Genomic DNA, 24722 nt, shown 5'->3' on the forward strand with positions numbered 1-24722 from the left:
TGCGCCTCTGCGGTTAAAAAATAAATCTAGTTCACAAATGAAAGAGTTAAATTTATTCACATAACCTAATTGTAAACTCAACCTTGACTAATAAATCAATTTTTAGTATAGTATATAAATAGCCCTACATAAAGGAGGCAGTATGGACTGCACCGAATACGCAGAAGCCAAGCGAAAAGCAGCTAAAAAAATTAGCGCCGACATTCGAGAACGCTGGAACAATCGCATCGTGACAAGAGGATTGCACTTGATGGGAGAAGCAGGGGCAGTGCAGTATTTAGCTGATTACGGGCGCGGAATTGGTACGGCAAAAGTTATTGGTTTTGCACTGTGCGCGGAGTCGGAAGGATACCCGGAAATGGCGATGGGCTTTTGGAAAAGAGCGTTTGAATTGGAAACCGGAGAAAAGCCGATCGCCCTCAATACTCCAAACAATTCTACCGCCGATTTAGCTCCTGCTAAACAATCAACTTCCGCCCCAAAAATAGAAACTGCCAACAATCCCATTGTTGCCGAATTGCCGCCGCACTTACAGCCGGGAAGAATTGTAACGATGCAGCCGGTGGACGCGCCGAGCGATCGTTCTTATTATATCGAAAATCCCGATTATTGGGGACAGCCAAAGCGCGACGGCAATCGAGTAGTGGTCATTGCGACGCCAGATAAAGTATACTACCAATCGCGATCGACTAACCTGCGGCAACAGGCATCGATTGAGATCGATCGCACATTAATCGACATAGCCACTAAAATTGGCACCTTTGTTTTAGACGGCGAACTGTATTACAAAAGCTGTACCGGCACCGAACACCGCACGGGCGCGCAAGCTGCTACAGTTAATATTGAAAGCGGTTTTCCGACAATCCAGCCCAGCGCAATTTATGCCATTTTTAAAAGTTTGTTTTTCAAAGGCAATGATTTAACTAGCGTGGCAGAATCCGAACGAATTGCAGCGGGAGTTGAAGTTGGCGAAATGCTGGCGAATTTATCCCCAGCCTTTGAAGTTGTACCGACATTTCGCACCACCGCAGAAAAACTCGCCCTGGCAAATCAGCAGGAATCTGAAAATAAAGAAGGCGAAGTTTGGGTGTTGCACAACTGCCAATATGTCGGCGGAAAAGATGTTAAAAAATATCCGATGGTGAGAACTAAATACTGTCAAGAACACGATTTGTTTATTGTGGGTTTGACGGCGACAAAGGTTGCGGGGCGGCCGTTTAGCGCCGTCAAAGTAGCGCAAGAAGTTGATGGCAAATTAGTACCGATAGGAACCGTGGGAACCGGGTTTAGCGGGGAGGAAATGCAGGAAATTGCCCGACTCTACGAGGCTAACCCCAAAAGTGTCAAAATTAAAGTGCGATCGCAGGGTTTGACGGAAAGCGGCAAATTATGGCACGCACGATTTCTGGAGTTTTGTTAAATTTGTAGGGAAACGGCACTGCCGTTTCCTTCCCCAAATATGTGAGTTCCAACACATAGCATCAGATAAAATCAGCGGATTAAAAATCAATGGTTATCAGCAAAAACAATTTCTACATCTCCCCAGAAGAGTACCTAGAAGGCGAACGAGTCAGCCCCATCAAACACGAATACAGACGCGGACACGTTTATGCAATGACAGGGGCAAAAAAGCCTCACATTATTATTGCTAGTAATTTAGTTCGGCTGCTGGGAAATCATCTTCTGAATACGCCATGCTTAGTTTTATCATCAGATATAAAAGTCCGATTGCAAGAGGCAAATTGCTATTACTATCCTGATGTAGCGGTGACTTGCGACGAAAGGGATACCTTAACTACTGAAGATTTTATTTTATATCCATCTTTAGTTGTTGAAGTATTGTCGCCCTCAACGGCAGCTTTCGACAGAGGCGATAAATTTGCCGATTACCAAACTTCTCCGAGTTTGCAAGAATACGTACTCATAACTCAATCAGAAATCAAAATCGAGTGTTTTCGCGTCAACGCTGAGGGAAATTGGGTTTCTCAGACTTACCGACTAGGAGAGGAGTTAGAGTTAACGAGTATAGATTTTCGCTGCCCGATCGCACAAGTTTATCAAAAAGTACCAGGCATGGTACTGTGATGTATGAAACCAGATTTTTAGTAGTAAATTTGTCTCGTATCTAGCTGGCCAAGAATCTTAAACCAAGTTCGTAGTAGTAAATAGTTTAGTTTTTATTTACAAGCTAAATCAGAACGAAAATCCTAATTACAAACCGCTCAATACTGAACTTTTTACTACGAACCGAAATGATAAGTTACCAAGAAAAAAACAATGATTAAAATTTTACACCTTTCAGACATTCACATGGGTAGCGGCTTTTCCCACGGCCGGATTAATCCCGAAACAGGTTTAAATACGCGGCTGGAAGACTTCGCGGCGACGCTGAGTAAATGTATGGATAGAGCAATTTCTGAACCCGTAGATTTAGTTATATTTGGCGGCGATGCTTTCCCGGATTCGACGCCTCCACCGTTTGTCAAAGAGGCTTTTGCCCGCCAATTCAGCCGCTTGGTGGAGGCGCAAATTCCGACTGTTTTGCTAGTAGGAAATCACGATCAACATTCTCAGGGACAAGGTGGCGCGAGTTTGGGGATTTATCGGACTTTGGGGATACCTAAGTTTATTGTAGGCGATCGCCTGGACACTCACCTCATTCAAACCCGCAGCGGGCCCGTACAGGTGGTAACATTACCTTGGTTGACTCGATCGACCTTAATGACACGTTCCGAGACTGAAAGCCTGTCTATGGGCGATGTTAACCAATTATTAACCGAAAAACTGACGATCGCAATGGAAGGCGAAATTCGCCGCCTCAACCCCGACATACCAACCGTACTTTTAGCGCATTTAATGGCAGATAAAGCCAGTCTGGGCGCCGAACGTTTTTTAGCAGTTGGCAAAGGTTTTAACATACCCGTTTCCATGCTAACTCGCCCTTGTTTTGATTACGTTGCCCTCGGTCACGTTCACAAACACCAAAATCTCAATGCTTCCAACAATCCGCCCGTAATTTATCCCGGAAGTATCGAACGAGTTGACTTTAGTGAAGAGAAAGAAGATAAAGGTTTTGTGTTAGTTAATTTGGAACGGGGGAAAGCAGAGTGGGAATTTTGCACTTTGCCAGTGCGGGTGTTTCAGACGATTAAAGTGAATGTTTCCGAATCGGAAAACCCGCAAGCCGAGTTAGTTAAAGCTATTGGCAAGAAAGAGATACAAGACGCGGTTGTGAGATTGATTTACCAATTGCGATCGGAACAATTAGATTTAATCGACAACGCAGAATTGCACGCACTTCTGGGGGAAGCGCACAGCTACACCATCCAGCCGGAATTAGTCAGTCAGTTAGCGAGGCCGCGTTTACCAGAATTGAATGCTAATAATAGTATAGAACCGTTAGAAGCTTTGAAAACTTATCTGGCCAGTCGCGAAGATTTGAAAGATGTTGCTGAGAGTATGTTGGAGGCCGCGCAGGGTTTGTTGGGCGGCGCGGAGGAAGTTTTGGTCGAATTTTAAGTCAAGCATCGCGCATCTAATTACAGGATTATTTTTATTCCAACTCTTGTGGGGAGTAGGGGTTGGGCATCCTGCCCGCCCTAAACATACTATTTAACTCCCAAAAACTTCCCCTATAACCAACCGAGTTCCATTCGCAAAATCCACCCCAGACTGCACCTTTTTCCCCGCTAACTGCACCTCCCGCAATAATAATAAACCATCACCGGTTTGGACGATCGCCCCCAACCCCTTCACAACCTTAACAACTTCCCCATTTTCCCCCGATAACTCCGACAAAACAGGCCATTCGCGTTCCAAAACTCTCAAATCCGCTGGCATTTGCAGCCAATATTCCGGCCCGACGGGTACAGTAGCTATCACCTTCAGAGAATTGCCGCGAAAAGTTGTCGTGCAATCCGGGAAAAAGCCCCTAACTTGATTGTGAAGGTCGATCGCACTTTTCGACCAATCCAGCACATAATCCGCACTCTTAATCATCGGCGCATAAGTCGCCTCAGCATCATCTTGAACAACAGCTTCAATTTTGTCGTCCCTCAATTTTACCAAAGTTTCTATCAACAAATCCGCCCCAACTTCCGCCAACCTATCCGCCAAAGAATCAGCATTATCCAACAGTGAAATACCAGCAAAAGCCTTCAATAGCATCGCCCCAGTATCCATCCCAGCATCCATCAGCATAGTAGTAATTCCTGTTGTCTTTTCCCCGTCAAAAAGACAGCGCTGAATCGGCGCGGCACCGCGATACTTCGGCAAAATTGAACCGTGAACATTAACGCAAGCCAAACTAGGAATATCCAGAATTTCTTGAGAAAGAATTTGGCCGTAAGCCACCACCACAAACACATCCGCCTCCGCTTCTCGCAATTTGGCAATTGTTTCCGCATCCTTCTTAATTCGCTGCGGCTGCCAAACCGGGAGACTGTGATTTAAAGCCACATCTTTTACAGGTGAAGGCATCAATTGATTACCTCTTCCCCGGCGTTTGTCCGGCTGAGTCACCACACCCACAACCTCAAATTCTGGGTGACTTAGCAAACTGGATAAAGTAGGAACAGCAAAATCGGGAGTGCCAAAAAAAACAATTTTCATAGATTCTTCGTTATTAGTAAGTAGTCCTCAGTCATTACTCATTAGTCATCAAGTAAGTAATGGCAAAAAACCCTAGTATATTATACAGACTATTCAGCGCGTAGCAGCTATGATACAAGCGACTTTATGAGTATTTTTACCTTCCGGACTCATGTAATGTTTATTTGTCAGCTCAAACAATAGTAGTTGGCTCCTAGATTATACACTTTGACAATAGTTCCGACTTGTGCGATCGGCAAAAAAAATCTCGATTGATACTCAGGTGCAGCCCGACTCGAACGCTCAAAAGCAATGAGTTTGATAAACGCAACAACATTTGCATCCCTGCTTCCCAAGTTAACTATAACTGTTTTACACTAATAATTAGCCTCTAATATACCTTTGTCACTGCTAATCTCAATCTTATCATATCTCCTCGAACATGGAAAAACCGTCGAATCTCCTGCTTAAACTCAGCCGCAGCTTATTTGCCGACACCGCCGAACAAGAAAAGTTTATTCATGCCGTCACCAATCCCCAAGCTTTTAATCCTGCCATCTTGTGGGTGCAACCAAAACCAACAGAAAACCCATTTAATCTCGAAATTCCAGTTTCTTGGCAACCCGAATTTGTAGATAGACTAGCCTTAGAATCCCAGCCGGGAAAACATTCCTTACATCAAGCAGGACATTACTACTGTCTCGACTTTTCCTCAATCTTCGCCGCCTCCACACTATTAACAATACCCCAGCCCATCAAACTAATCTTAGATATGTGCGCCGCCCCCGGAGGAAAAAGTATATTTGCCTGGAAAACATTAAACCCAGAATTGCTGTTGTGTAACGAAGTTATAGGCAAACGCATGGGAATGCTGAGCTCTAATTTAAGACGGTGCCAAATTCAACCATCCGCCGCCGCCAACGTCGATTCAAAAATACTTGCCGAAAAGATGCCACAAACGGCTAATTTAGTAATAGTAGATGCTCCTTGTACTGGTCAATCACTCTTAGCAAAAGGAGACAAAGCACCAGGCTGCTTTCATCATGTCACCATCAACAGCAATGCCAACCGCCAAAAAAGAATTTTAGCCAATTCTGCTAAAATTGTAGCGCCCCAAGGTTATCTTGCATACATGACCTGCACTTATTCAACCGCAGAAAATGAACAAGTCAGCGAATGGCTGTTAAGCAAATTCCCCGAATTTCGGCCAGTCACTGTTCCTCATTTAGAAAAATATCGATCGCATTTGACAGAAATTCCTTGCTATCGGATGTGGCCGCAAGATAGACTAGGAGCAGGAGCTTTCACCGTTTTGTTTCAAAACACCTCCGATGGAGAGAGAAATCAGCTACCAGCAGATTTTCTAGATTTAGCTCGTTTTACCAACCTCTAACTATCCGCGTTCATCTGCGGTAAAAAAAATCTTCCCTGAATCCCACTAACAAATGATTTTATCCCAATTATCCAAAGCCATTAAAAAGCCAATCAAACTAGCGATCAGCCTTTTAATTACCTTAAATCTGCTTATATTAAGCGGCTGTCAAAACAGCACAACCCCAGCCTCAAAAAACGGCGAACCGATCGAACTCACACTGTGGCACGGCATCAATCCCCCCCCAAACCGCGACGTATTTCAAACCCTCACAGACCAATTTAACAAAACACATCCCAACATCCAGATTAAACCAGTTTACATCGGCCAGCCAGACCAACAACTCCCAAAAATACTAACAGCAATAGTTGGAAATGCCCCGCCGGATTTGCTGTGGAATAGCCCTACAAGTGCCGGAAAACTAGCAGAACTCAACGCAATTGTGCCCTTAGAAAACTGGCTCGACAAATCGCCCCGGAAAGCCGAAATCGACCCGGCCCTCTTCGAGTCAATGGAACTCGGCGGACACACTTGGTCAGTTCCCCTAGGCACAAACAACGTCGCCATATTTTACCGTCCCAGCTTATTTGCAGCAGCAGGAATCAAAAAAGTGCCCCAGAATTGGGCGCAATTAAAGCAAGTAGCCCGATCGCTCACGCGAGATACCAACGGAGACGGCCGCACAGATCAACACGGCATAGTGCTCCCCCTAGGCAAAGGAGAATGGACAGTATTTACCTGGCTGCCATTCATGTTCAGCGCAGGCGGCGAACTCAAAGGCGAAATACCTCAAAGTCCTGTACCCCAAATAGATAATTCCGGTTCTCACGCTGCCTTAGAATTGTGGAGAGACTTGTTAAAAGAAGGTTCAGCAATATTGTCAGCACCCGAACGCGGTTACGAACTCGACAACTTCATCGCCGGGAAAGTCGCCATGCAAATCACCGGGCCGTGGACGCTAGCACAGTTGCAGCAAAGCGCGATCGACTACGCAGCAATGCCTTTACCGATCCTCAAACGCCCCGCAGCCGTCGTTGGGGGTGAAAACCTATTTTTAATGAAAACCTCGCCAGAACGAGAGCGAGCAGCCCTAGTATTCTTAGAATACGTTATAGGTGAAGAATTCCAAACAGCATGGGCATTGGGAACAGGTTATTTACCCATTAACTTAAAATCGAGACAGAGCCAAGCTTATCAAAGCTTTGTGGAAAAAAACCCTGTTTTGCAAGTATTTTTAGAACAAATGAACTCAGCCAGAGCGCGACCCATTATATCAGGTTACTCCCGCCTATCAGAAAACCTCGGTCGCGCAATAGAGGCAACCCTTCTCGGCCGCAACCCCCAAGACGCTCTTAAAGAATCTCAAGAGCGTTTGACACTAACCTTAGATATTGCAACAGCCAAAGAGAAATAGACCAGAAAAAATATTTTTCTTAACTGTAAATTATCCGCTTTCACTGTATTCGATCGCCAGACTTGAAGCGTCGATTAATTGGTTAAAAATCTAGGGAAAATCACTACCGCCTGCAATTCTAATCAGAAACCGTGTTTCGGGCCCCAAACATACCTAAAAGCAGAGATTTTACGTCGCTGTTATTGGTATTTTAGGTATTTTAGGTATTTTAGGTATTATTGAGCATGGTGCAAGATGTTAGGGTGAATTGAGTTACGATCGCCCGACAAAAAAAGACACCCCCTGTCCCTCGGTAATAAATTTTTAACAAAAACCAAAAATTTACAAACCAATTGCTTAGCCATTAGAGATATATTTACAAAAAAGCGATACTCCCGAAATTCATGGGCAGATTTGATCGAACAAAAAAACCGCTCCCTCAACGGCACCACAAAAAGTTAGCTCAAAAGCTTCTCCCACTACCTACCACCCATGACCTACCATCACCTAATAGAAACATTTTCTCTACCCTGTGCCTGTCCCGTGCCACATCCTGAGATCCCAACCACCGTCCACCTTTTCCCCAAACGACAATGCAGACAAAGTTCCTTAACGCAATCAAAGGACATTCCTGGCGGTACTTCCTCGCAGTAGGCGCGATCGCCCTGGTCTACTATTGGGCCTCGCAATTCGCCATTTCCAGCCTCACCCTCAGTTCAGAAATTTACCCGATGTGGCCGGCAGCAGGAATTGCCCAAGCCGCCCTGCTGCTGTTCGGGCGGCAACTGTGGCCGGGAATCGCGATCGGAGGCTTCCTGTTCAGCATGAGCGTACCGTCGGCCAACATCGGCACGGCATTGATCTCCGCAGGCGCCAGAACCCTGCAAGCGTGGACGGGAACTTATCTACTGCAGCGCATTAACTTTAGCGCCGGGCTCGATCGGCTCAAAGACGTTTTAGGAATAGTCGGACTAGCAGCCTTGGGATCTACCCTAATCAACTCCACCATCGGCAGCATCGTCGTATGCCTGACCGGTTTATCTAGCTGGAGCAATTTTGGCACGATTTGGGGGACTTGGTGGGTAGGAGACGCTATGGGAATTTTGCTCGTCGCCCCGCTGCTGCTGACGTGGCAACAATTGCCCAAAGTCCCCACCCATCGCAAACAGATAGCTGAACGAGCGATTTGGCTGCTGCTGCTACTCGCAGTCGGCTGGCTCGTCTTTTGCTCCCGCACCCGCGCCGCCTACGCCCGCTATCCCCTCGAATACTTACCATTTCCCCTAGTAGTTTGGGCTGCCTTTCGATTCGGTCAGCGCTACACCGCCCTCTCCAACTTCATCCTCTGCGGCTTCGCCATCTGGGGTATCGCCCGAGGCAGCGGCCCCTTCCTCAAACACGCCAGCAGTATCCCCCAAGCACTGTTATCCCTCCAAGCCTTCATCGCCGTCATCGCCGTCACCGGCTTAGTCTTAGCTGCCACCGTCGCCGAACGCCACCAAGCAGAAGCCTCCCTGCGCGCCAGCGAAGCCAGCCTCGCTAACGCCCAACGCATCGCCCAGCTAGGCAACTGGGACTTAGACCGCAACGCCCAGCAATTGCGATGGTCAGAGGAAATTTACCGCATCCTGGGACAGCAACCGGGAACTTTTGAACCCAGCCTGGAAGTCTTCTTGGAATACGTGCACCCTGAAGACAGAGAATTAGTCAAAACCTCGATCGAAGCCGCTTTATTTCAGCAACAGCCTTACAGCATCGACTACAGGCTCATACTCCCCGACGGTAGCAACCGCACAGTCTACGAACAAGCCGCCGTCACCTCCCTCTACATCACCAGCACCGTCCAAGACATCACAGACAGAAAGCAAGCCGAAGCCGCCCTGCGTTCTTCAGAAGAAAGATTTTCCAAGGCCTTTCACGCCTCCCCAGTCGGGATCAGCATCTGCACCCTCACAGACGGATGCTTCCTCGATGCCAACGAAAGCTTTTTGCGCTCATTAGGCTGGCTGCGGCACGAATTTATCGGCCGCACTCCCAGCGACTTAGGAATATTTGTCAATTCAGAAGACGGGGGGCGGCTCGCCCAGATTTTGCAATCACAAAATTCGATCAGCAACCAAGAAATCAAAATTCGCACCAAAGCCGGCGAAGTGCGCGACTGGCTGCTGTCAGTGGAACTCATCCACCTCGGCAGCACTCAGTGCGTTTTAATCATGACCACCGACATCACCGAACGCTTGCGTTCCGAAGAATTCCGTCGCGCCGCATTAGCCGCCGAAGCTGCAAATAGATCCAAAAGCATTTTTCTCGCTAACATGAGTCACGAACTCAGAACCCCCCTCAACGCCATCATCGGCTACAGCGAGATCCTGCAAGAAGACGCCCGAGAGCTGGGTGCCGAAGAGTTCATCGACGACCTCCAGAGAATTAACACGGCCGGCCAGCACCTACTCGCGCTGATTAAAGATATTCTCGACTTGACCAAAATTGAAGCAGGCCGCATCGACTTCCACCTTGAAACCTTCACCATTTCAACTCTGGTTGAGGAAGTAGTTGCCACGATCGCGCCGATGGCCGACAAAAATAGCAATATCCTAGAAATACAATGCCCCCAGGATATTGGCTCGATGCAGACCGACTTGACTAAACTCCGGCAGTCTCTGCTCAACCTCCTCAGCAATGCCGCGAAATTTACTTGCTCCGGCGCGATTACCTTCACCGTTACCCGATCCGAAACCCCCGCCGACACTGCAAAGAAAAGCAAAAAACTTGGAGCATATAGAGAAGGTGGCAAAGCTGAAAATACCTTGTCTCTCTTGTCTTCCTCTCAAGAATGGATCGTTTTTACAATCAAAGATACCGGCATTGGCATGAGTCCCGAACAGTTAGCCAAAATCTTCGATCCTTTCACCCAAGCCGATTCCTCAACTACTAAGAAGTACGGTGGCACTGGTTTGGGGCTGACGATTACTAAGAAATTCTGCGAAATGATGGGCGGAGACATTACCGCATTCAGCGAGGTGGACAAAGGTTCTACCTTTACTATTCGGCTGCCAGCTATTTTCACCGACCTTTCAATCTCAACCGAAAAGTCTGATAGATAATATTTTTTTACAGTTATTTTCGAGACATGAACAATTTATTACTCTCCACACTTGGCTGATTATTTCGCTAGCCGATAGGGAGATTTTACACATAATTTATCACATTAAAAACTCAGTTTTTTACGAGGTTTTTATAATAGAGAGTAATCTTAAATTAATCGTAAAAATTTTACCCCACCCCCACCCTACCCGAACTCGCTTGCTAGGGAGTAATAAATTTACAAATAATTTAGAATTGCTATACAGGTAGAAGATGAGGGCGGGTTAGATCACCATAATTAATTTATGAGTAAATACGAAAAGTGCTGAAATCTTTGCTGGTGGCCGGGGAATAATAATTTTTCCTGTCCAGTACCCGCGTCCGCGATCGTTTTTTTGGCGACCACCTAGTTTTTGAGGGTAAGTTCACTGGATTAATACTCCGAACCGTTTTTCTATGGCCCAAGGGCTTATTCTCGCTTGACTTTGATCGACTGTGGATAATTAAATCAATGTCAGCTCCACCCCGGCCTTGCATTTAATTCGACTTTTTATGATCCTTGTCCTGTAAACCTTGTAGTGTCGTTACCACAACTTTCCTGAGTATTGACTTGATAAGATGATATTATTTTTGAGCGTGCTGCCGACATTCAGAGGATTAGTTGGTTGACAACCCTTAAAAGTTCTGATAATTAATATAATTAGCGCAGTTTGAAAGATTTTGGATAGCAGAGATGATCCCTCGGCTTCTCAAGAAAACCTGTTAGAGACTTCGATCGCGTACTTTTCCCCTAACCGTATACCTACATATATATACTATTAATTAAAAAGATATACTGTAGAAAGTTGCCTACAAAGCGCCAGAAAATATGCACCCCCACCTCCAGCGCCAACTCGAACAGCTCGGTTTAGTCGGCGAGTCTCCCCCTCCCACTGCTGAGCAGTGGCAGCTTTTATTAGAGCAGGTAAGTTGTAGCTATGACGGAGCTCTGAGTCAGCAAGAACTTCAGCAGCAGGATTGCTTGAACTCGGAGACGGTGGCTCTCAAGGATTTAACTGACTCGCCCCAGTCCCCTCAAGACTCTCCAACAGCTTCAGAATTCGATCGACTGCGGGCGAGTGTCAACAGTTGGGGAGCGGGATTGTGTATCCTTGACGCAAAGGGCTGTGTAATCTCGGTGAATCCAGAAGCCGAACGCTTGCTGGGGTGGCGAGAGTCGGAACTTGCAGGCGTTTCCCTGCTAGACCGCATCGGGAAGCAAAACAAAGGCAACAAATCCCAAGTTTTGACGGCTCCGAAACAGTCGCCCCGCAATACTGAAGATAGGCCGATCGCACCTACACTAGATTTACAAGAGGCGATCGCTTCCAGTCAACCTTGCAACAATTGGGACGACGAGTTTTTGTGTCGCGACGGCAAGATTTTACCAGTTTCCTATTTTTTTCATCCCGCAGTAGAGGGCAGCGAAATATCAGTCTTGGTGTTTTTTGACATTTTTGACATTGACATTAGAGAACACAAGCAATCGCTCTCGATACTGCAAGCAGTTCTAAAATCTACAGATGCAGGAATTCTGGCGGTTGACAGAAACAGCAATATATGTAATTATAATCAGAAATTTCTAGAGATGTGGGGTTTGTCCGCCAGCCAAGGAAACTTGAGCCGATCGACCTTCGGCACAGTCAAAAAAACGCTCAAAACAGGATTCCCCTTCGACAGGGAACAATTAAAAGACCCGCAAGGATTTCTCCAAAACCTGCTCAAAGTGTCTGCAGATTCAGATACTCAAATCAGCGAATTATTAGAATTTAAAGACGGAAGAATTATTGAATTAAATTCGTTGCCATCAAAAGTCGGAGCGAAAACAATCGGTAGAGTCTGGAGCTTTCGAGACGTTACCGAACTCAAAAAAGTAGAAGAATCTTTGCAGTATCGAATAGAATTCGCTCAGTTGATTGCCCGTTTGTCAACCCATTTCATCAGCCAGCCCTTATCAGAAATAGACAAAGGCATCGATCAAACCCTGGAAGCGATCACCACATTGAGCGGGTTTGACCGCAGTTACATCTACCTGTTATCATTCGACAAAACCCGCGCCGACAAAACCTACGAGTGGTGCGGCGAAAGCATTCCGGCAGTCAAAAACAGCACCGACAAACCAATAGACATCGCACAAATCCCTTGGATTGCAGAAAAGCTCGATCGCGCCGAATGCCTCTCTATTCCAGAAATTGGCGAACTCCCGCCCTCAGCAATCGCCGAAATTGCCTATTTTATCGGTCAAAATCCAGCCCAATTCCAGACAGACTCCCCATCCCAAACAGTCAATCAAACAGCAATCGCCTCAATACCTGCAATGGGCGCTTCCCTAAATAATTTAGAATCACAAAAACCGCTAAAAAATATCCAATCGCTGATAATTATTCCCCTAATTGGTTGTAGTAAAAACCTAGTAGGATTTCTCGGATTCGAGGGCTTAAAGCAAACAGCAGGTCGAGCAACCGAAATATCCACACAGCTAAAAATGGTAGGAGAAATGCTCGCCAATGTCCTAGAGCGCAAGCGAGCAGAAGCAGCCTTGAGACAATCCGAAACAAAATACCGCAGCATCTTTGAAAACGCAGTCGAAGGCATATTCCAGACAACGCCGACCGGGTACTACCTCAGCGGCAATAGCGCACTAGCTCGAATTTACGGCTACGAATCCAGTACCCAAATGCTCGCCGAACTCACCGATATCAACCGTCAATTTTACGTTAACCCCAATCGGCGCGCCGAGTTTATAGCCCTATTGGGCGCGCGCCGCCAAGTGGCAAAATTTGAATCCCAAATATACCGCCGAGACGGTAGCACGATATGGATTTCTGAAAACGCCCGCAGCATCTGCGACGAAAACGGCAGGGTTTTGTACTACGAAGGCACAGTCCAAGACATCACCGATCGCAAACAGGCAGAATCCGCCATGCAGTTGGCCCTAGAAGCAGCAGAATCAGCCAACCGGGCAAAAAGCACATTTCTCGCCAACATGAGCCACGAACTTCGCACACCCCTCAATGCCATCATCGGCTACAGCGAAATGCTCCAAGAAGAAGCCGAAGAATTGGGCGATGAAGCTTTCGTCCCCGACCTCGAAAAAATCTGCAGCGCCGGCAAACACCTGCTGTCCATGATTGACGACATCCTAGATATTTCTAAAATTGAAGCAGGCCGAATGGATCTCTACTTAGAAACCTTCGACATCCATAGCTTAATTGAAAGTGCTGTTGCCACGGCAAGGCCGCTGGTAGAGAAAAACGGTAATACCCTAGAAGTGTACTGTCCAGACAACCTCGACACCATGCACGCGGACATGACCAAAGTGCGGCAAGTGCTGCTTAACTTGCTCAGCAACGCTGCCAAATTCACACAAAACGGGAGAATTGCGATCGGAGTGGAAAGAATTAAAAATGAACAATTAAAAATGAAAAATCAAGAGGAATCTTCCCAAATTTTAATTTCCAACTCCGAATTTTTAAGTTTCCGCGTCGCCGACACCGGCATCGGCATGACACAAGAGCAATTGGAGCGAGTTTTCCAACCTTTCACCCAAGCTGATGCCTCGACTACCCGCGAGTACGGTGGCACCGGTTTGGGACTAGCAATCAGCCAGCGCTTCTGTCAGATGATGGGTGGCAGCATTGAGGTCAGCAGCACCTTGGGCTCCGGCACCACTTTCACCGTGATCTTGCCCAGCGCCATCAAACAGCCGGAAATCCCCAACAAAGTCCACGACAGCACTAGCCCTCTGGACGCCCCCGCGGTCGGCACGGTGCTGGTAGTGGACGACGACCCGATCTCGCGGGATTTAATCCAGCGCACCCTCAGTCGCCAAGGACTGCACGTAGAAGTCGCCGGCGGTGGCGAGCAAGCTCTCCGGCTCGCTAAGCAACTACGGCCAGACGCCATTACCCTGGATGTGATCATGCCCGGAATGGACGGCTGGGCGGTACTTTCAGCGCTGAAGGCAGATCCTGACCTTGCCGAAATTCCCGTAATCCTGCTATCCTTTGTGGGCAACAAAAGCCTCGGCTTTGCATTGGGTGCCTCGGACTACCTCACCAAACCAGTGGACGGCAAACGGCTGGCTGCCTTGTTGAACAAGTACCGACGCGACCAAGACGGCGTTGCAAGTAACAATTTGACCTGTCAGATTCTAATTGTGGAAGACGACGTTGCCACGCGCGAAATACTGCGATGCGTACTAGAAACACAAGGCTGGGCAGTAACGGAAGCTGATAGCGGACGCGCTGCTCTCGATCGGCTAAAAGTTGCTCGCCCGCACCTGATATTACTGGATTTGATGTTGCCAGAAATGGATGGTTTTGAGTTGATCGGGGAAATTCGTAAATCCCATTCGGGAGATCCTATACCGATTGTTGTGATCACGGGGAAAAACTTGACACCTGCAGAAAGCCAGCAGCTAAACGGCTACGTCGAGCGGGTACTACAAAAGGGAGTCTACAGTTGCGATACTTTGTTGCACGATGTTCGCTCTATAGTAAATGACAGGTTCGATCGCAGGTACGACTCGAAAGGCAAGGAGAACACCAATGGCTAAAATCCTGTTGGTCGAAGATAACGAAATGAATAGGGATATGCTTTCTAGGCGTCTGGCCCGCAAGGGACATGAGGTCTTTATTGCTGTTGACGGTGCTGAGGGAGTGTCGATGGCGCTCGCGAAAGTACCGGATTTGATTCTGATGGATATGAGTCTGCCGGTTCTCGACGGGTGGCAAGCAACGCAGCAAATTAAGGCGGCTCCTGAAACTAGCAGGATTCCGGTGATTGCGCTGACGGCTCACGCAATGGCGGGCGATCGTGAAAAGTGTCTTGCTGCAGGCTGCAATGACTATGACACTAAACCGGTCGAGTTTCCCCGACTTTTGGGTAAAATTGAAACTCTTCTGAAAGAGGCCCTGACATGAAAGGTGACGAGGGCAGCGTGCTGGTTGTTGACGACAATGAGGTAAACCGCGATTTGCTGGCCCGCCGACTTCAGCGTCAAGGCCATGTGGTGACTGTTGCTGAAGATGGTCTGCAAGCTCTGGAAATGTTGCGAAGCGTTCCTTTTGATTTGGTTCTGCTAGACATTATGATGCCGCAAATGAACGGCTATCAGGTACTCGAAAGTCTGAAGGCGGACGAGAATTTGCGCTACATCCCGGTGATTATGATTTCGGCGGTGGACGATATCGACAGTATCGTTCGGTGTATAGAGTTGGGGGCGGAGGATTATCTTTCTAAACCGTTCAATCCGGTATTGCTCAAGGCTCGAATTAGCGCTTGTCTGGAAAAGAAGCGACTGCGGGATAAGGAACAGGCCTATTTACATGAGTTGGCTCAGGAAAAAGAAAAGTCCGAGCGTTTGCTGTTAAATATTTTACCGAAGGCGATCGCACAGCGCCTGAAACACGGGGAAATTACGATCGCAGACAGTTTCGCTGAGGTAACAGTGATGTTTGCCGATTTGGTCGGTTTTACTAAGCTTTCGGCTCATTTATCGCCGGCGCAATTGGTGGAGTTGCTCAACGAGATTTTTTCGGCTTTTGACGAGTTGGCCGAGCGCTACGGACTTGAGAAAATTAAGACGATCGGCGATGCTTATATGGTGGTTGGCGGTTTGCCGACGCCCAGCGAAGACCACGCCGAGTCGATCGCCGAAATGGCGCTGGAAATTCAAGCAGCAATGCCTAAGATTCGTACCAAGGGAGGTCAGCCCCTCAGCATCCGCATCGGCATCCACACAGGCCCGGTAGAAGCTGGGGTAATCGGTACTAAAAAATTTACTTACGATTTGTGGGGAGATACGGTAAATACAGCTTCCCGCATGGAATCTCAAGGCGTCCCCGGCAGCATTCAGGTGACAGTTGCTACCTACGAGCGCCTGCGGGATAAGTACGTTTTTGAGGAGCGTGGCGTGATTCCAGTGAAGGGGAAAGGCGATATGATGACTTATCTGCTTGTGGCCCGAAAGGCTTAATTAATCATTGGGCATTGGGCATCGGGCATTGGGCATTGGGCATTGGGCATTGGGCATTGGGCATCGGTAACTAATATCAACAGTTAACAGTCAACAGTCAACAGTCAACAGTCAACAGTCAACAGTCAACAGTCAACAGTCAACAAATCATCAAATGAGCGTAAATTCTAACCTTTTAATGTACGCCCAATGGGCGGGAATTCTGACAGTAGCTTTGGCTATTTTAACAGTTATAGCATTTATCTTCAAATGGGGTTTTCGCTTCCGATTGGTAGGAGTGACAAGCTTTATGGGAGTAATTGCTGCGAGTATATTTGGTCTCGGTTTGGGACTGTTTTCCCGTACAGAAATTCCTGGTGCGGTGCGCTATTCTTTAGTTTACGATACTGGCGGCGCTCAAACAGTAGTTACTGTGCCACCTACGATCACCGAATCGGAATTAGAAGCAACGATGCAGCAAGCGGCTGCGGATTTGTACTCTCCAGGGCGCTCTGGGCGCGGCAGAGACTACATGACCATCCGGGTTCGTACAGTGGTACATCCTGAACCTGGGCTGTCGCAGCCGCTGTTTTTGGGCGAGGTGAGGCGATCGCTCGCGACTCGTTATGATGACAAAATGGCGATCGAAATCTTCCCCGAAAAAGTTGCTATTCTGAAAAAATACCAAGCCTGATAAATGCTGTAGGGGCGGGTTTTACAAATAATAATTGCCGAAAACCGACAATCTCAAAAACCCGCCCCCACCCAACTTAGATGATGCGGCGATTGAAATCGCTTCTAGACAAACGAAGTCCACTCAAGCGCGGACTAAGATGGGCTACAAAAAATACTTTAAAATTATCACAAAAATATCAAATTATGACTCAAGAATCTGAAAAAAGGCAAGCTTGTTGGAAAAGATGGAACCAAGAAGATGATCTAGCTTTGACTCCTCAAGAACGGAAACGGGAATTGGTGAGAATTCAAGTTTTAATTGATGAGTATGAGCCAACACCAGAACAAAAAGCTGATTTGTTTTTAGAACAAGGTTTATTGTATAGCTTTGGTGAAGAATACGCAAAAGCGATCGCCTCCTACGACAAAGCCTTAGAAATCAAACCAGATAATCACGAAGCCTGGAACAATCGGGGCAATGCACTCGGTAAATTAGGCAGGCGAGAAGATGCGATCGCCGACTACGACAAATCCTTAGAAATCAAACCAGATTTATACGAAGCCTGGTTCTATCGGGGAGTTACACTGGGTGATTTAGGCAGGCATGAAGATGCGATCGCCGACTACGACAAAGCCTTAGAAATCAAACCAGATAAACACGCAGCCTGGAACAATCGGGGCGTTGCACTGGGTAATTTAGGCAGGCATGAAGATGCGATCGCCGACTACGACAAAGCCTTAGAAATCAAACCAGATAAACACGAAGCCTGGAACAATCGGGGCAATGCACTGGTTAATTTAGGCAGGCTAGAAGAAGCGATCGCCGACTACGACAAAGCCTTAGAAATCAAACCAGATTTATACGAAGCCTGGAACAATCGGGGCAATGCACTGGTTAATTTAGGCAGGCTAGAAGAAGCGATCGCCTCCTATGACAAAGCCTTAGAAATCAAACCAGATAAACACGAAGCCTGGTTCTATCGGGGCGTTGCACTGGGTATATTAGGCAGGCATGAAGATGCGATCGCCTCCTACGACAAAGCCTTAGAATTCAAACCAGATTATCACGAAGGCTGGAAGAATCGGGGCATTGCACTGCGTAAATTAGGCAGGCTAGAAGAAGCGATCGCCTCCTACGACAAAGCCTTAGAATTCAAACCAGATTTTCACGAAGCCTGGTTCTATCGGGGCGTTGCACTGGGTAATTTAGGCAGGCATGAAGATGCGATCGCCGACTTCGACAAAGCCTTAGAATTCAAACCAGATTATCACGAAGCCTGGAACAATCGGGGCCTTGCACTGTGTAATTTAGGAAGATTTGAAGAAGCGATCGCCTCCTACGACAAAGCCTTAGAAATCAAACCAGATTATCACGTTGCCTGGAAGAATCGGGGCAATGCAATGTATAATTTAGGCAGGCATGAAGATGCGATCGCCGACTACGACAAAGCCTTAGAAATCAAACCAGATTATCACGTTGCCTGGAAGAATCGGGGCTATATACTGTATAATTTAGGCAGGCATGAAGATGCGATCGCCGACTACGACAAAGCCTTAGAAATCAAACCAGATTATGACGAAGCCTGGTTCTATCGGGGCATTGCACTGGGTAAATTAGGCAGGCTAGAAGATGCGATCGCCGACTACGACAAAGCCTTAGAAATCAAACCAGATTATGACGAAGCCTGGTTCTATCGGGGCCTTGCACTGGATAATTTAGGCAGGCATGAAGAAGCGATAGCCTCCTACGACAAAGCCTTAGAAATCAAACCAGATTATCACGAAGCCTGGATTAATCGGGGCGTTGAACTGGGTAATTTAGGCAGACATGAAGATGCGATCGCCTCCTACGACAAAGCCTTAGAAATCAAACCAGATTATCACGAAGCCTGGTACAATCGGGGCGTTGCACTGGGTAATTTAGGCAGGCATGAAGAAGCGATCGCCTCCTACGACAAAGCCTTAGAAATCAAACCAGATAAACACGAAGCCTGGAACAATCGGGGCGTTGCACTGCGTAATTTAGGCAGGCATGAAGATGCGATAGCCTCCTATGACAAAGCCTTAGAAATCAAACCAGATTATCACGTAGCCGGGTCTAATCGGGGTATTGCACTGGATGATTTAGGCAGGCTTGTTGAAGATGAAGATGCGATAGCCTCCTACGACAAAGCCTTAGAAATCAAACCAGATTATCACGAAGCCTGGTTGAGTCGGGGCCTTGCACTGGATAATTTAGGCAGGCTGGAAGATGCGATCGCCTCCTACGACAAAGCCTTAGAAATCAAACCAGATTATCACGAAGCCTGGTTCTATCGGGGCGTTGCACTGGGTATATTAGGCAGGCTTGAAGATGCGATCGCCTCCTACGACAAAGCCTTAGAAATCAAACCAGATTATCGCGAAGCCTGGTTGAATCGGGGCTATATACTGTATAATTTAGGCTGGCTAGAAGAGGCGATCGCCTCTTACGACAAAGCCTTAGAAATTAAACCAGATAATCACGAAGCCTGGAACACTCGGGGCTGTGCACTGTATAATTTAGGCAGGTTGGAAGATGCGATAGCCTCCTACGACAAAGCCTTAGAAATCAAACCAGATTTACACGTTGCCTGGTACAATCGGGGCTGTGCACTGGGTAATTTAGGCAGGCTTGAAGATGCGATCGCCTCCTACGACAAAGCCTTAAAATTCAAACCAGATTATCACCCAGCATTTTATAATAAAGCTTGCTGTTATGGGTTACGCAGTCAAATTTACCAAGTAATTCAGAATTTGCAGCGTGCGATCGATCTGAATCCTGACGAATACCGAGAGATGGCAAAAACTAACTCGGATTTTGACAGCATTCGATCTGATATTCGGTTTCAAGCCTTGATTCAAGAATAGGGATTTGCCGCCCAAGTGGGGGCGGGTTTTTGAGATTGTTAGTTATTGGCAGAAATTGTTGGCGAACCCGCCCCTACAGCATCAAAAACACTTTTCAACCGAAGCTAGTACACACGATATGATAGAATAATTAATAGTGAGGTAAAAGATGACTCAACTAAATGTAACTGTAACTAATGACAGATTTCCCGAACTCATCGCCCGCGTTGAGGATACTGGAGAACGAATCGTCATAGAACAGGAAGGAAGGGCGATCGCTGCTATCATTACTTATGCAGACCTGAAGCGACTAGAAGCACTAGAAGCTGCCCTCATTAACAAAGCAAAACTACAAGAATATGACTGGCTAAAAGCTGCGATATGCAATCCGGCCTTTGATTCTCTCAGAGACTCAGCGGAAGATATCTACACTTTAGCTGATGGCTTGCCATTCCACGACTCAGAATGGATTAAAACAGTAGCGATCGATCCTAATTTTGGTTCGATACTCGACCCAGAAGAAGACATTTATACCATAGCTGACGGTAAACCATTCCATGACCAATGGTAAGATTTTCCTAGTACCGTTTCCTATTAAATAGGTGCAAATAGAGAGCCTCATCATGTAAGTCTTGTTAGATACTTCTCGGAGACAACGACTATGCAAGTCACAACCCAAGAAATCATTTATCCTTCCAGCGACGGTCAACCAATGGCAGAAAGCACAATTCAATACGAATTAATTGTCAAAATCAAAGAAGGTTGCGAATCGCTGTTTAGAGATGACCCAAACGTTTTTGTGGCCGCCGATTTACTGTGGTATCCCGTTGAGGGGAAACCTGAAATTTCTCAAGCACCTGATACGATGGTGATATTTGGGAGACCAAAAGGCGATCGCCCTTCCTACATACAACATCGAGAGGATAATATTGGCCCTCAAGTCGTCTTTGAGATTCGCTCCCACAACGACAGTAACACTAAAATGAATAAAAAACTTTCATTTTACCAGCGTCATGGGGTTGAGGAGTATTACCTTTACGATCCACAAATAAATGAACTGGAAGGTTGGCAAAGAATTGAGAGAGATTTAGAAGTTATTGAGCCGATGGAGGGATGGATTAGTCCGAGATTAGGTGTGCGATTTGAGTTGGGAGAAGATGGGTTAGAAATTTATCGACCTAATGGAGAAAAGTTTCTTTCATACGCGGAATTAGAAGAAGAGAGGTTATTAGATCGTCAGCGCCTACAACAAGAGTCTCAAAGAGCCGAACAAGAGTCTCAAAGAGCCGAACAAGCCAATCAAAGAGCCGAACAAGCCAATCAAAGAGCCGAACAAGCAGATCAAAAAGCTCAACGTTTAGCAGCTAAACTGCGCGAATTAAACATCGATCCAGATAGCATTTAACCCCGAATAAATGCTCATAAGCCCGGTTTGTTTTAAAAATATGGTTGGTGGCGATCGCGGTTATTTGTGGTTTTAACGTAATCCTGTCAGCCCGATCGCCCTTTCCTCTTTTCTACCCAGTCAATCGATTGCGCGATTTTAGATTTTAGATTTTAGATTTTAGAATTGAAGCATTGACCCCACGGATAAAATCGGGGGCTTGCATCCTGGATGGTTTCGGTCAGCTCAAAAAAATAGTATTAATCTATACCTACCAATCCAAGCTCTAGAAGTATAATAAAAAAAATTGAAAAAGTCCCCAAATTCCTGTAAAATTGCCATAAATAACCAAATAGTCGCGATCGAAAGCACTCAAGAGCGAAAAAGATCGCATATAAAAAAGAAAAGAATCAATTAGACAAAAAATAATGAGGTGAAACCCCTTGCAAAAATTAGCCAGCATAGAAAAGCCGATCGACTCAGGGGAAAATTCCATAGCAGTCAACACCCAAAAGGCTCAAACATTGTACGATCGCGGCAACGCCCTAGAAGCAATGGGACGATTCCAAGCTGCGATCGAATCTTGGGAAGAAGCGATCGAACTTGAACCAACATTTTATGAAGCCTGGTACAACCAAGGCGTAGCCCTCAAAAAATTGGGCCAGCTAGAAGAATCGATCGCAGCCTACAACAAATCCCTACAAATCAAACCCAACAATCCCGAAGCGTGGTATAATCGTGCCAACGTTTTGCGGAAGCTCAACAGACTCTCAGAAGCGATCGCATCCTACGAAAAGGCGATCGCACTCAACCCCAGCTACCCCGAAGCTTGGACGAACCGCGGCAACACCCTCGTCAGCTTAGAAAAATTATCAGAAGCGATAGCCTCCTACGAGAAAGCTATAGCCATCAAACCAGACTACTGCGAAGCTTGGTACAACAAAGCATTTGCCCTGAGAAAATCAGACCAAAATACAGAGGCGATAACTTCTTACGATAAAGCGATCGAACTCAAACCAAACTTGCATCAAGCCTGGTACAACCGGGGCTTAGCCCTAGCCGATGAAAAACTCTACCCGGAAGCCGTCGCCTCCTACGACAAAACCCTGCAACTGCGGCCGAATTCCGCCGAAGCCTGGAACAAACGCGGCACGGCGATCGCACAAATGGGACAATTTGAATCAGCGATCGCATCCTGGGACAAAGCCCTCGCACTCAAGCCAAACGACAGCGAAACCTTTTACAACCGCGGCTTAGCCTTCGCCAACTTACAACGCTTTGAAGAAGCAATAGCCTCTTGGGACAAAACCCTAGAGTTGCAGCCAGACAACACCGAAGCCTGGTACAACCGCGCCGTCGCCCTCAAAAAAATTCAACGATTTACCGACGCGCTCGCCTCCTACGATAAAATCATCGCACTCACACCCGACGATCCAAACCTTTACTATCAAAAAGCTTGCATTTACGCCCTGGAAAAAGAAGCAGGCGAGCTCACAAACAGCCAGGAACTTGTTGCTACCAGCATCCGGCTGGCGATCGAAAACTTATCCAAGGCGATCGAACTCAATCCGCATAAATACCGGAAATTATGCAAAAATGACTCTAAATTGCGTACAATACGGGAAGAAGTGCGGTTTTTAGCTTGATTTCAGGGTAGCTATGATTGATGGATACGGATGCCGCACTGCAACCTTTGTAGGTAAAACAGCACCATAAACCCCAATCATGCAAACCCTAGATAAAACTCAAGCAAAATTCGCTCAACTGGCAGCCCACCTCAGAGAAGTTAACGACATCGAATCAGCCTCGTCGCTGCTGCATTGGGATCAATCAACTTATATGCCCCCCAAAGGTGGAAGTGCCAGAGGCCGCCAGTTGGCTACTCTCAAACAAATATCCCACGAAAAATTTACAGATCCAAAAATAGGTGAACTCCTAGAAGACTTGCGTTTCTACGAACAAACCCTCCCCTACGACTCCACCGCAGCCAGCCTGATCCGCATAGCCCGCAGAGACTACGATCGCGCCGCCCGACTCCCGGCAACCTTCATGTCCGCACTCTGCCGCCACCAAGCCGACTGCTACGAAGCTTGGGCTGCGGCCAGGGCAGCCAACAACTTCGCAGCCGTCGAGCCGTATCTCGAAAAAACCCTAGAATTAAGCAGGCAATACGCCGACTTTTTCCCCGGCTACGAACACATCGCCGATCCTTTGATCGATCGTAGCGACTACGGCATGAAAGTATCCCTGCTGCGCCCGCTTTTCGCCCAACTGCGTCAAGAATTAGTGCCGATAGTCGAAGCCATCACCTCCCAACCTCCCGCCGACGACTCCTGCTTGCACCAAAAATTCCCAGAATCCCAGCAACTAGAATTCACTCGCAAAGTCGTAGAACGCATGGGGTACGACTTCCAGCGGGGACGGCAAGACACCACCCTGCACCCCTTCATGACCAACTTCTCCATAGACGACGTGCGAATTACCACCCGCGTCTATGAAGACCACTTGGATCAAGCACTCTTCAGCAGCATCCACGAAGCTGGCCACGCCCTCTACGAACTCGGAAATTCCCCGGAATTTGAAGGCACGCTTCTGGCAGGTGGCATTTCCTCCGGCGTCCACGAAAGTCAATCGCGACTTTGGGAAAATATGGTCGGGCGCAGCCGCGGTTTTTGGGAATGTTTCTACCCCCAACTCCAAGGGATATTTTTGCGACAGTTGGGACACGTATCCACTGACGCATTTTACCGGGCAATTAACAAAGTCTCGCGATCGCTCATCCGCACCGACGCCGACGAAGTAACCTACAACCTCCACGTCGCCATCCGCTTTGACCTAGAATTGGCAATGGTAGAGGGAAAACTAGCAGTGCGAGACCTCCCCGAAGCCTGGAACGAACGCTATAAAACCGACCTCGGCGTTGTCCCCGCTACCGACAGCGAAGGCGCGATGCAAGATGTTCACTGGTATGTTGGTACGATCGGCGGAATGTTCCAAGGTTACACCCTCGGCAACTTGATGAGCGCCCAATTCTACGAAACAGCAGTAAAAATCAATCCTGAAATTCCCGTAGAAATAGAACGGGGCAATTTTAGCGTACTCCACAACTGGCTAAAACAAAACATCTACCAGCACGGCCGTAAATACACCGCTGTCGAATTGATCGATCGGGTTACAGGTTCACCTTTAACTATCGATCCCTTTATCCGTTACATTCGCCACAAATACGGGGAGTTTTATGTCATTTGAGGGATAGCAAGTTCAGATTGTAGACTTTAAAATTACAAAAAAAGTAGCCGCTTCAAAAAAGGGCGATACTGTTTGAGTATCGCCCTTTTTTGAAGCGGGAATAAAAAGT

Annotated in this window: 16 protein-coding genes; 15 read left to right on the forward strand and 1 reads right to left on the reverse strand. The window is 47.1% G+C overall.

From position 1 onward, the window contains the following. The first annotated feature begins 142 nt into the window (after nt 1-142). The 3 genes from QUB24_RS10770 (at nt 143) to QUB24_RS10780 (ending at nt 3519) form a co-directional block, all read left to right on the forward strand. On the forward strand, nt 143-1420 hold the full coding sequence (locus tag QUB24_RS10770) for an ATP-dependent DNA ligase (protein WP_333153170.1): 1278 nt from the start codon (nt 143-145) through the stop codon (nt 1418-1420). 89 nt (nt 1421-1509) lie between these two features. Beyond that, complete coding sequence (locus QUB24_RS10775) at nt 1510-2085, forward strand: Uma2 family endonuclease (protein ID WP_333153171.1); 576 nt, start codon at nt 1510-1512, stop codon at nt 2083-2085. Between the two features lie 192 nt (nt 2086-2277). Beyond that, nucleotides 2278-3519: an exonuclease SbcCD subunit D gene (locus tag QUB24_RS10780; protein ID WP_333153172.1), complete on the forward strand. Its 1242-nt coding sequence runs from the start codon at nt 2278-2280 to the stop codon at nt 3517-3519. Nucleotides 3520-3612: 93 nt separating this feature from the next. Here the strand turns inward: QUB24_RS10780 and fmt are convergent, their stop codons facing one another. Next, nucleotides 3613-4611 carry a methionyl-tRNA formyltransferase gene (gene fmt / locus QUB24_RS10785; protein WP_333153173.1) on the reverse strand — a complete coding sequence of 333 codons (999 nt, stop codon included), beginning with the start codon at nt 4609-4611 and terminating at the stop codon, nt 3613-3615. 421 nt (nt 4612-5032) lie between these two features. Between fmt and QUB24_RS10790 the strand changes: the two genes are divergently transcribed. The 12 genes from QUB24_RS10790 to QUB24_RS10845 all read left to right on the forward strand — a co-directional run bounded on the left by QUB24_RS10790 (nt 5033) and on the right by QUB24_RS10845 (nt 24613). After that, nucleotides 5033-5983 carry an RsmB/NOP family class I SAM-dependent RNA methyltransferase gene (locus tag QUB24_RS10790; RefSeq protein ID WP_333153174.1) on the forward strand — a complete coding sequence of 317 codons (951 nt, stop codon included), beginning with the start codon at nt 5033-5035 and terminating at the stop codon, nt 5981-5983. A 52-nt stretch (nt 5984-6035) separates the two neighbouring features. Continuing rightward, nucleotides 6036-7376 (forward strand): ABC transporter substrate-binding protein, encoded by a 1341-nt coding sequence (locus QUB24_RS10795; protein ID WP_333153175.1) that lies wholly within the window; start codon nt 6036-6038, stop codon nt 7374-7376. 572 nt (nt 7377-7948) lie between these two features. Continuing rightward, nucleotides 7949-10459 (forward strand): MASE1 domain-containing protein, encoded by a 2511-nt coding sequence (locus QUB24_RS10800; protein ID WP_333153176.1) that lies wholly within the window; start codon nt 7949-7951, stop codon nt 10457-10459. Nucleotides 10460-11307: 848 nt separating this feature from the next. Next, nucleotides 11308-15036, forward strand: a complete 3729-nt coding sequence (locus QUB24_RS10805) for a response regulator (RefSeq protein ID WP_333153177.1) — start codon at nt 11308-11310, stop codon at nt 15034-15036. Further along, entirely contained in the window at nt 15029-15403 is a 375-nt protein-coding gene (locus QUB24_RS10810) for a response regulator (protein ID WP_015177895.1), read from the forward strand. Before QUB24_RS10805 ends, QUB24_RS10810 begins: the two co-directional genes overlap by 8 nt. Next, nucleotides 15400-16458, forward strand: coding sequence for an adenylate/guanylate cyclase domain-containing protein (locus tag QUB24_RS10815; RefSeq protein ID WP_333153178.1), 1059 nt, complete (start codon nt 15400-15402; stop codon nt 16456-16458). Before QUB24_RS10810 ends, QUB24_RS10815 begins: the two co-directional genes overlap by 4 nt. 154 nt (nt 16459-16612) lie before the next feature. After that, entirely contained in the window at nt 16613-17131 is a 519-nt protein-coding gene (locus tag QUB24_RS10820) for a Ycf51 family protein (RefSeq protein ID WP_333082593.1), read from the forward strand. A 185-nt stretch (nt 17132-17316) separates the two neighbouring features. Beyond that, complete coding sequence (locus QUB24_RS10825; RefSeq protein ID WP_333153179.1) at nt 17317-20001, forward strand: tetratricopeptide repeat protein; 2685 nt, start codon at nt 17317-17319, stop codon at nt 19999-20001. Between the two features lie 148 nt (nt 20002-20149). Continuing rightward, entirely contained in the window at nt 20150-20551 is a 402-nt protein-coding gene (locus QUB24_RS10830; protein WP_333153180.1) for a type II toxin-antitoxin system Phd/YefM family antitoxin, read from the forward strand. Between the two features lie 90 nt (nt 20552-20641). Beyond that, nucleotides 20642-21385, forward strand: coding sequence for a Uma2 family endonuclease (locus QUB24_RS10835; protein WP_333153181.1), 744 nt, complete (start codon nt 20642-20644; stop codon nt 21383-21385). Nucleotides 21386-21807: 422 nt separating this feature from the next. Continuing rightward, complete coding sequence (locus tag QUB24_RS10840; protein WP_333153182.1) at nt 21808-23010, forward strand: tetratricopeptide repeat protein; 1203 nt, start codon at nt 21808-21810, stop codon at nt 23008-23010. A gap of 79 nt (nt 23011-23089) precedes the next feature. After that, nucleotides 23090-24613, forward strand: coding sequence for a carboxypeptidase M32 (locus QUB24_RS10845; RefSeq protein WP_333153183.1), 1524 nt, complete (start codon nt 23090-23092; stop codon nt 24611-24613). Nucleotides 24614-24722 lie beyond the last annotated feature (109 nt).

Origin of the sequence: Microcoleus sp. B9-D4 (assembly GCF_036705105.1) — a bacterium.
Taxonomy (GTDB): Bacteria; Cyanobacteriota; Cyanobacteriia; order Cyanobacteriales; family Microcoleaceae; genus Microcoleus.

Excerpts from the sequence above, each read along its gene's own strand:
- QUB24_RS10775 (WP_333153171.1), top strand. The coding sequence starts at position 1,510 with ATGGTTATCAGCAAAAACAATTTCTACATCTCCCCAGAAGAGTACCTA.
- QUB24_RS10835 (WP_333153181.1), top strand. The coding sequence starts at position 20,642 with ATGCAAGTCACAACCCAAGAAATCATTTATCCTTCCAGCGACGGTCAA.
- QUB24_RS10795 (WP_333153175.1), top strand. The coding sequence starts at position 6,036 with ATGATTTTATCCCAATTATCCAAAGCCATTAAAAAGCCAATCAAACTA.
- QUB24_RS10820 (WP_333082593.1), top strand. The coding sequence starts at position 16,613 with ATGAGCGTAAATTCTAACCTTTTAATGTACGCCCAATGGGCGGGAATT.
- QUB24_RS10770 (WP_333153170.1), top strand. The coding sequence starts at position 143 with ATGGACTGCACCGAATACGCAGAAGCCAAGCGAAAAGCAGCTAAAAAA.
- QUB24_RS10845 (WP_333153183.1), top strand. The coding sequence starts at position 23,090 with ATGCAAACCCTAGATAAAACTCAAGCAAAATTCGCTCAACTGGCAGCC.
- QUB24_RS10790 (WP_333153174.1), top strand. The coding sequence starts at position 5,033 with ATGGAAAAACCGTCGAATCTCCTGCTTAAACTCAGCCGCAGCTTATTT.
- fmt (WP_333153173.1), bottom strand. The coding sequence starts at position 4,611 with ATGAAAATTGTTTTTTTTGGCACTCCCGATTTTGCTGTTCCTACTTTA.
- QUB24_RS10810 (WP_015177895.1), top strand. The coding sequence starts at position 15,029 with ATGGCTAAAATCCTGTTGGTCGAAGATAACGAAATGAATAGGGATATG.
- QUB24_RS10825 (WP_333153179.1), top strand. The coding sequence starts at position 17,317 with ATGACTCAAGAATCTGAAAAAAGGCAAGCTTGTTGGAAAAGATGGAAC.
- QUB24_RS10805 (WP_333153177.1), top strand. The coding sequence starts at position 11,308 with ATGCACCCCCACCTCCAGCGCCAACTCGAACAGCTCGGTTTAGTCGGC.
- QUB24_RS10800 (WP_333153176.1), top strand. The coding sequence starts at position 7,949 with ATGCAGACAAAGTTCCTTAACGCAATCAAAGGACATTCCTGGCGGTAC.
- QUB24_RS10815 (WP_333153178.1), top strand. The coding sequence starts at position 15,400 with ATGAAAGGTGACGAGGGCAGCGTGCTGGTTGTTGACGACAATGAGGTA.
- QUB24_RS10780 (WP_333153172.1), top strand. The coding sequence starts at position 2,278 with ATGATTAAAATTTTACACCTTTCAGACATTCACATGGGTAGCGGCTTT.
- QUB24_RS10830 (WP_333153180.1), top strand. The coding sequence starts at position 20,150 with ATGACTCAACTAAATGTAACTGTAACTAATGACAGATTTCCCGAACTC.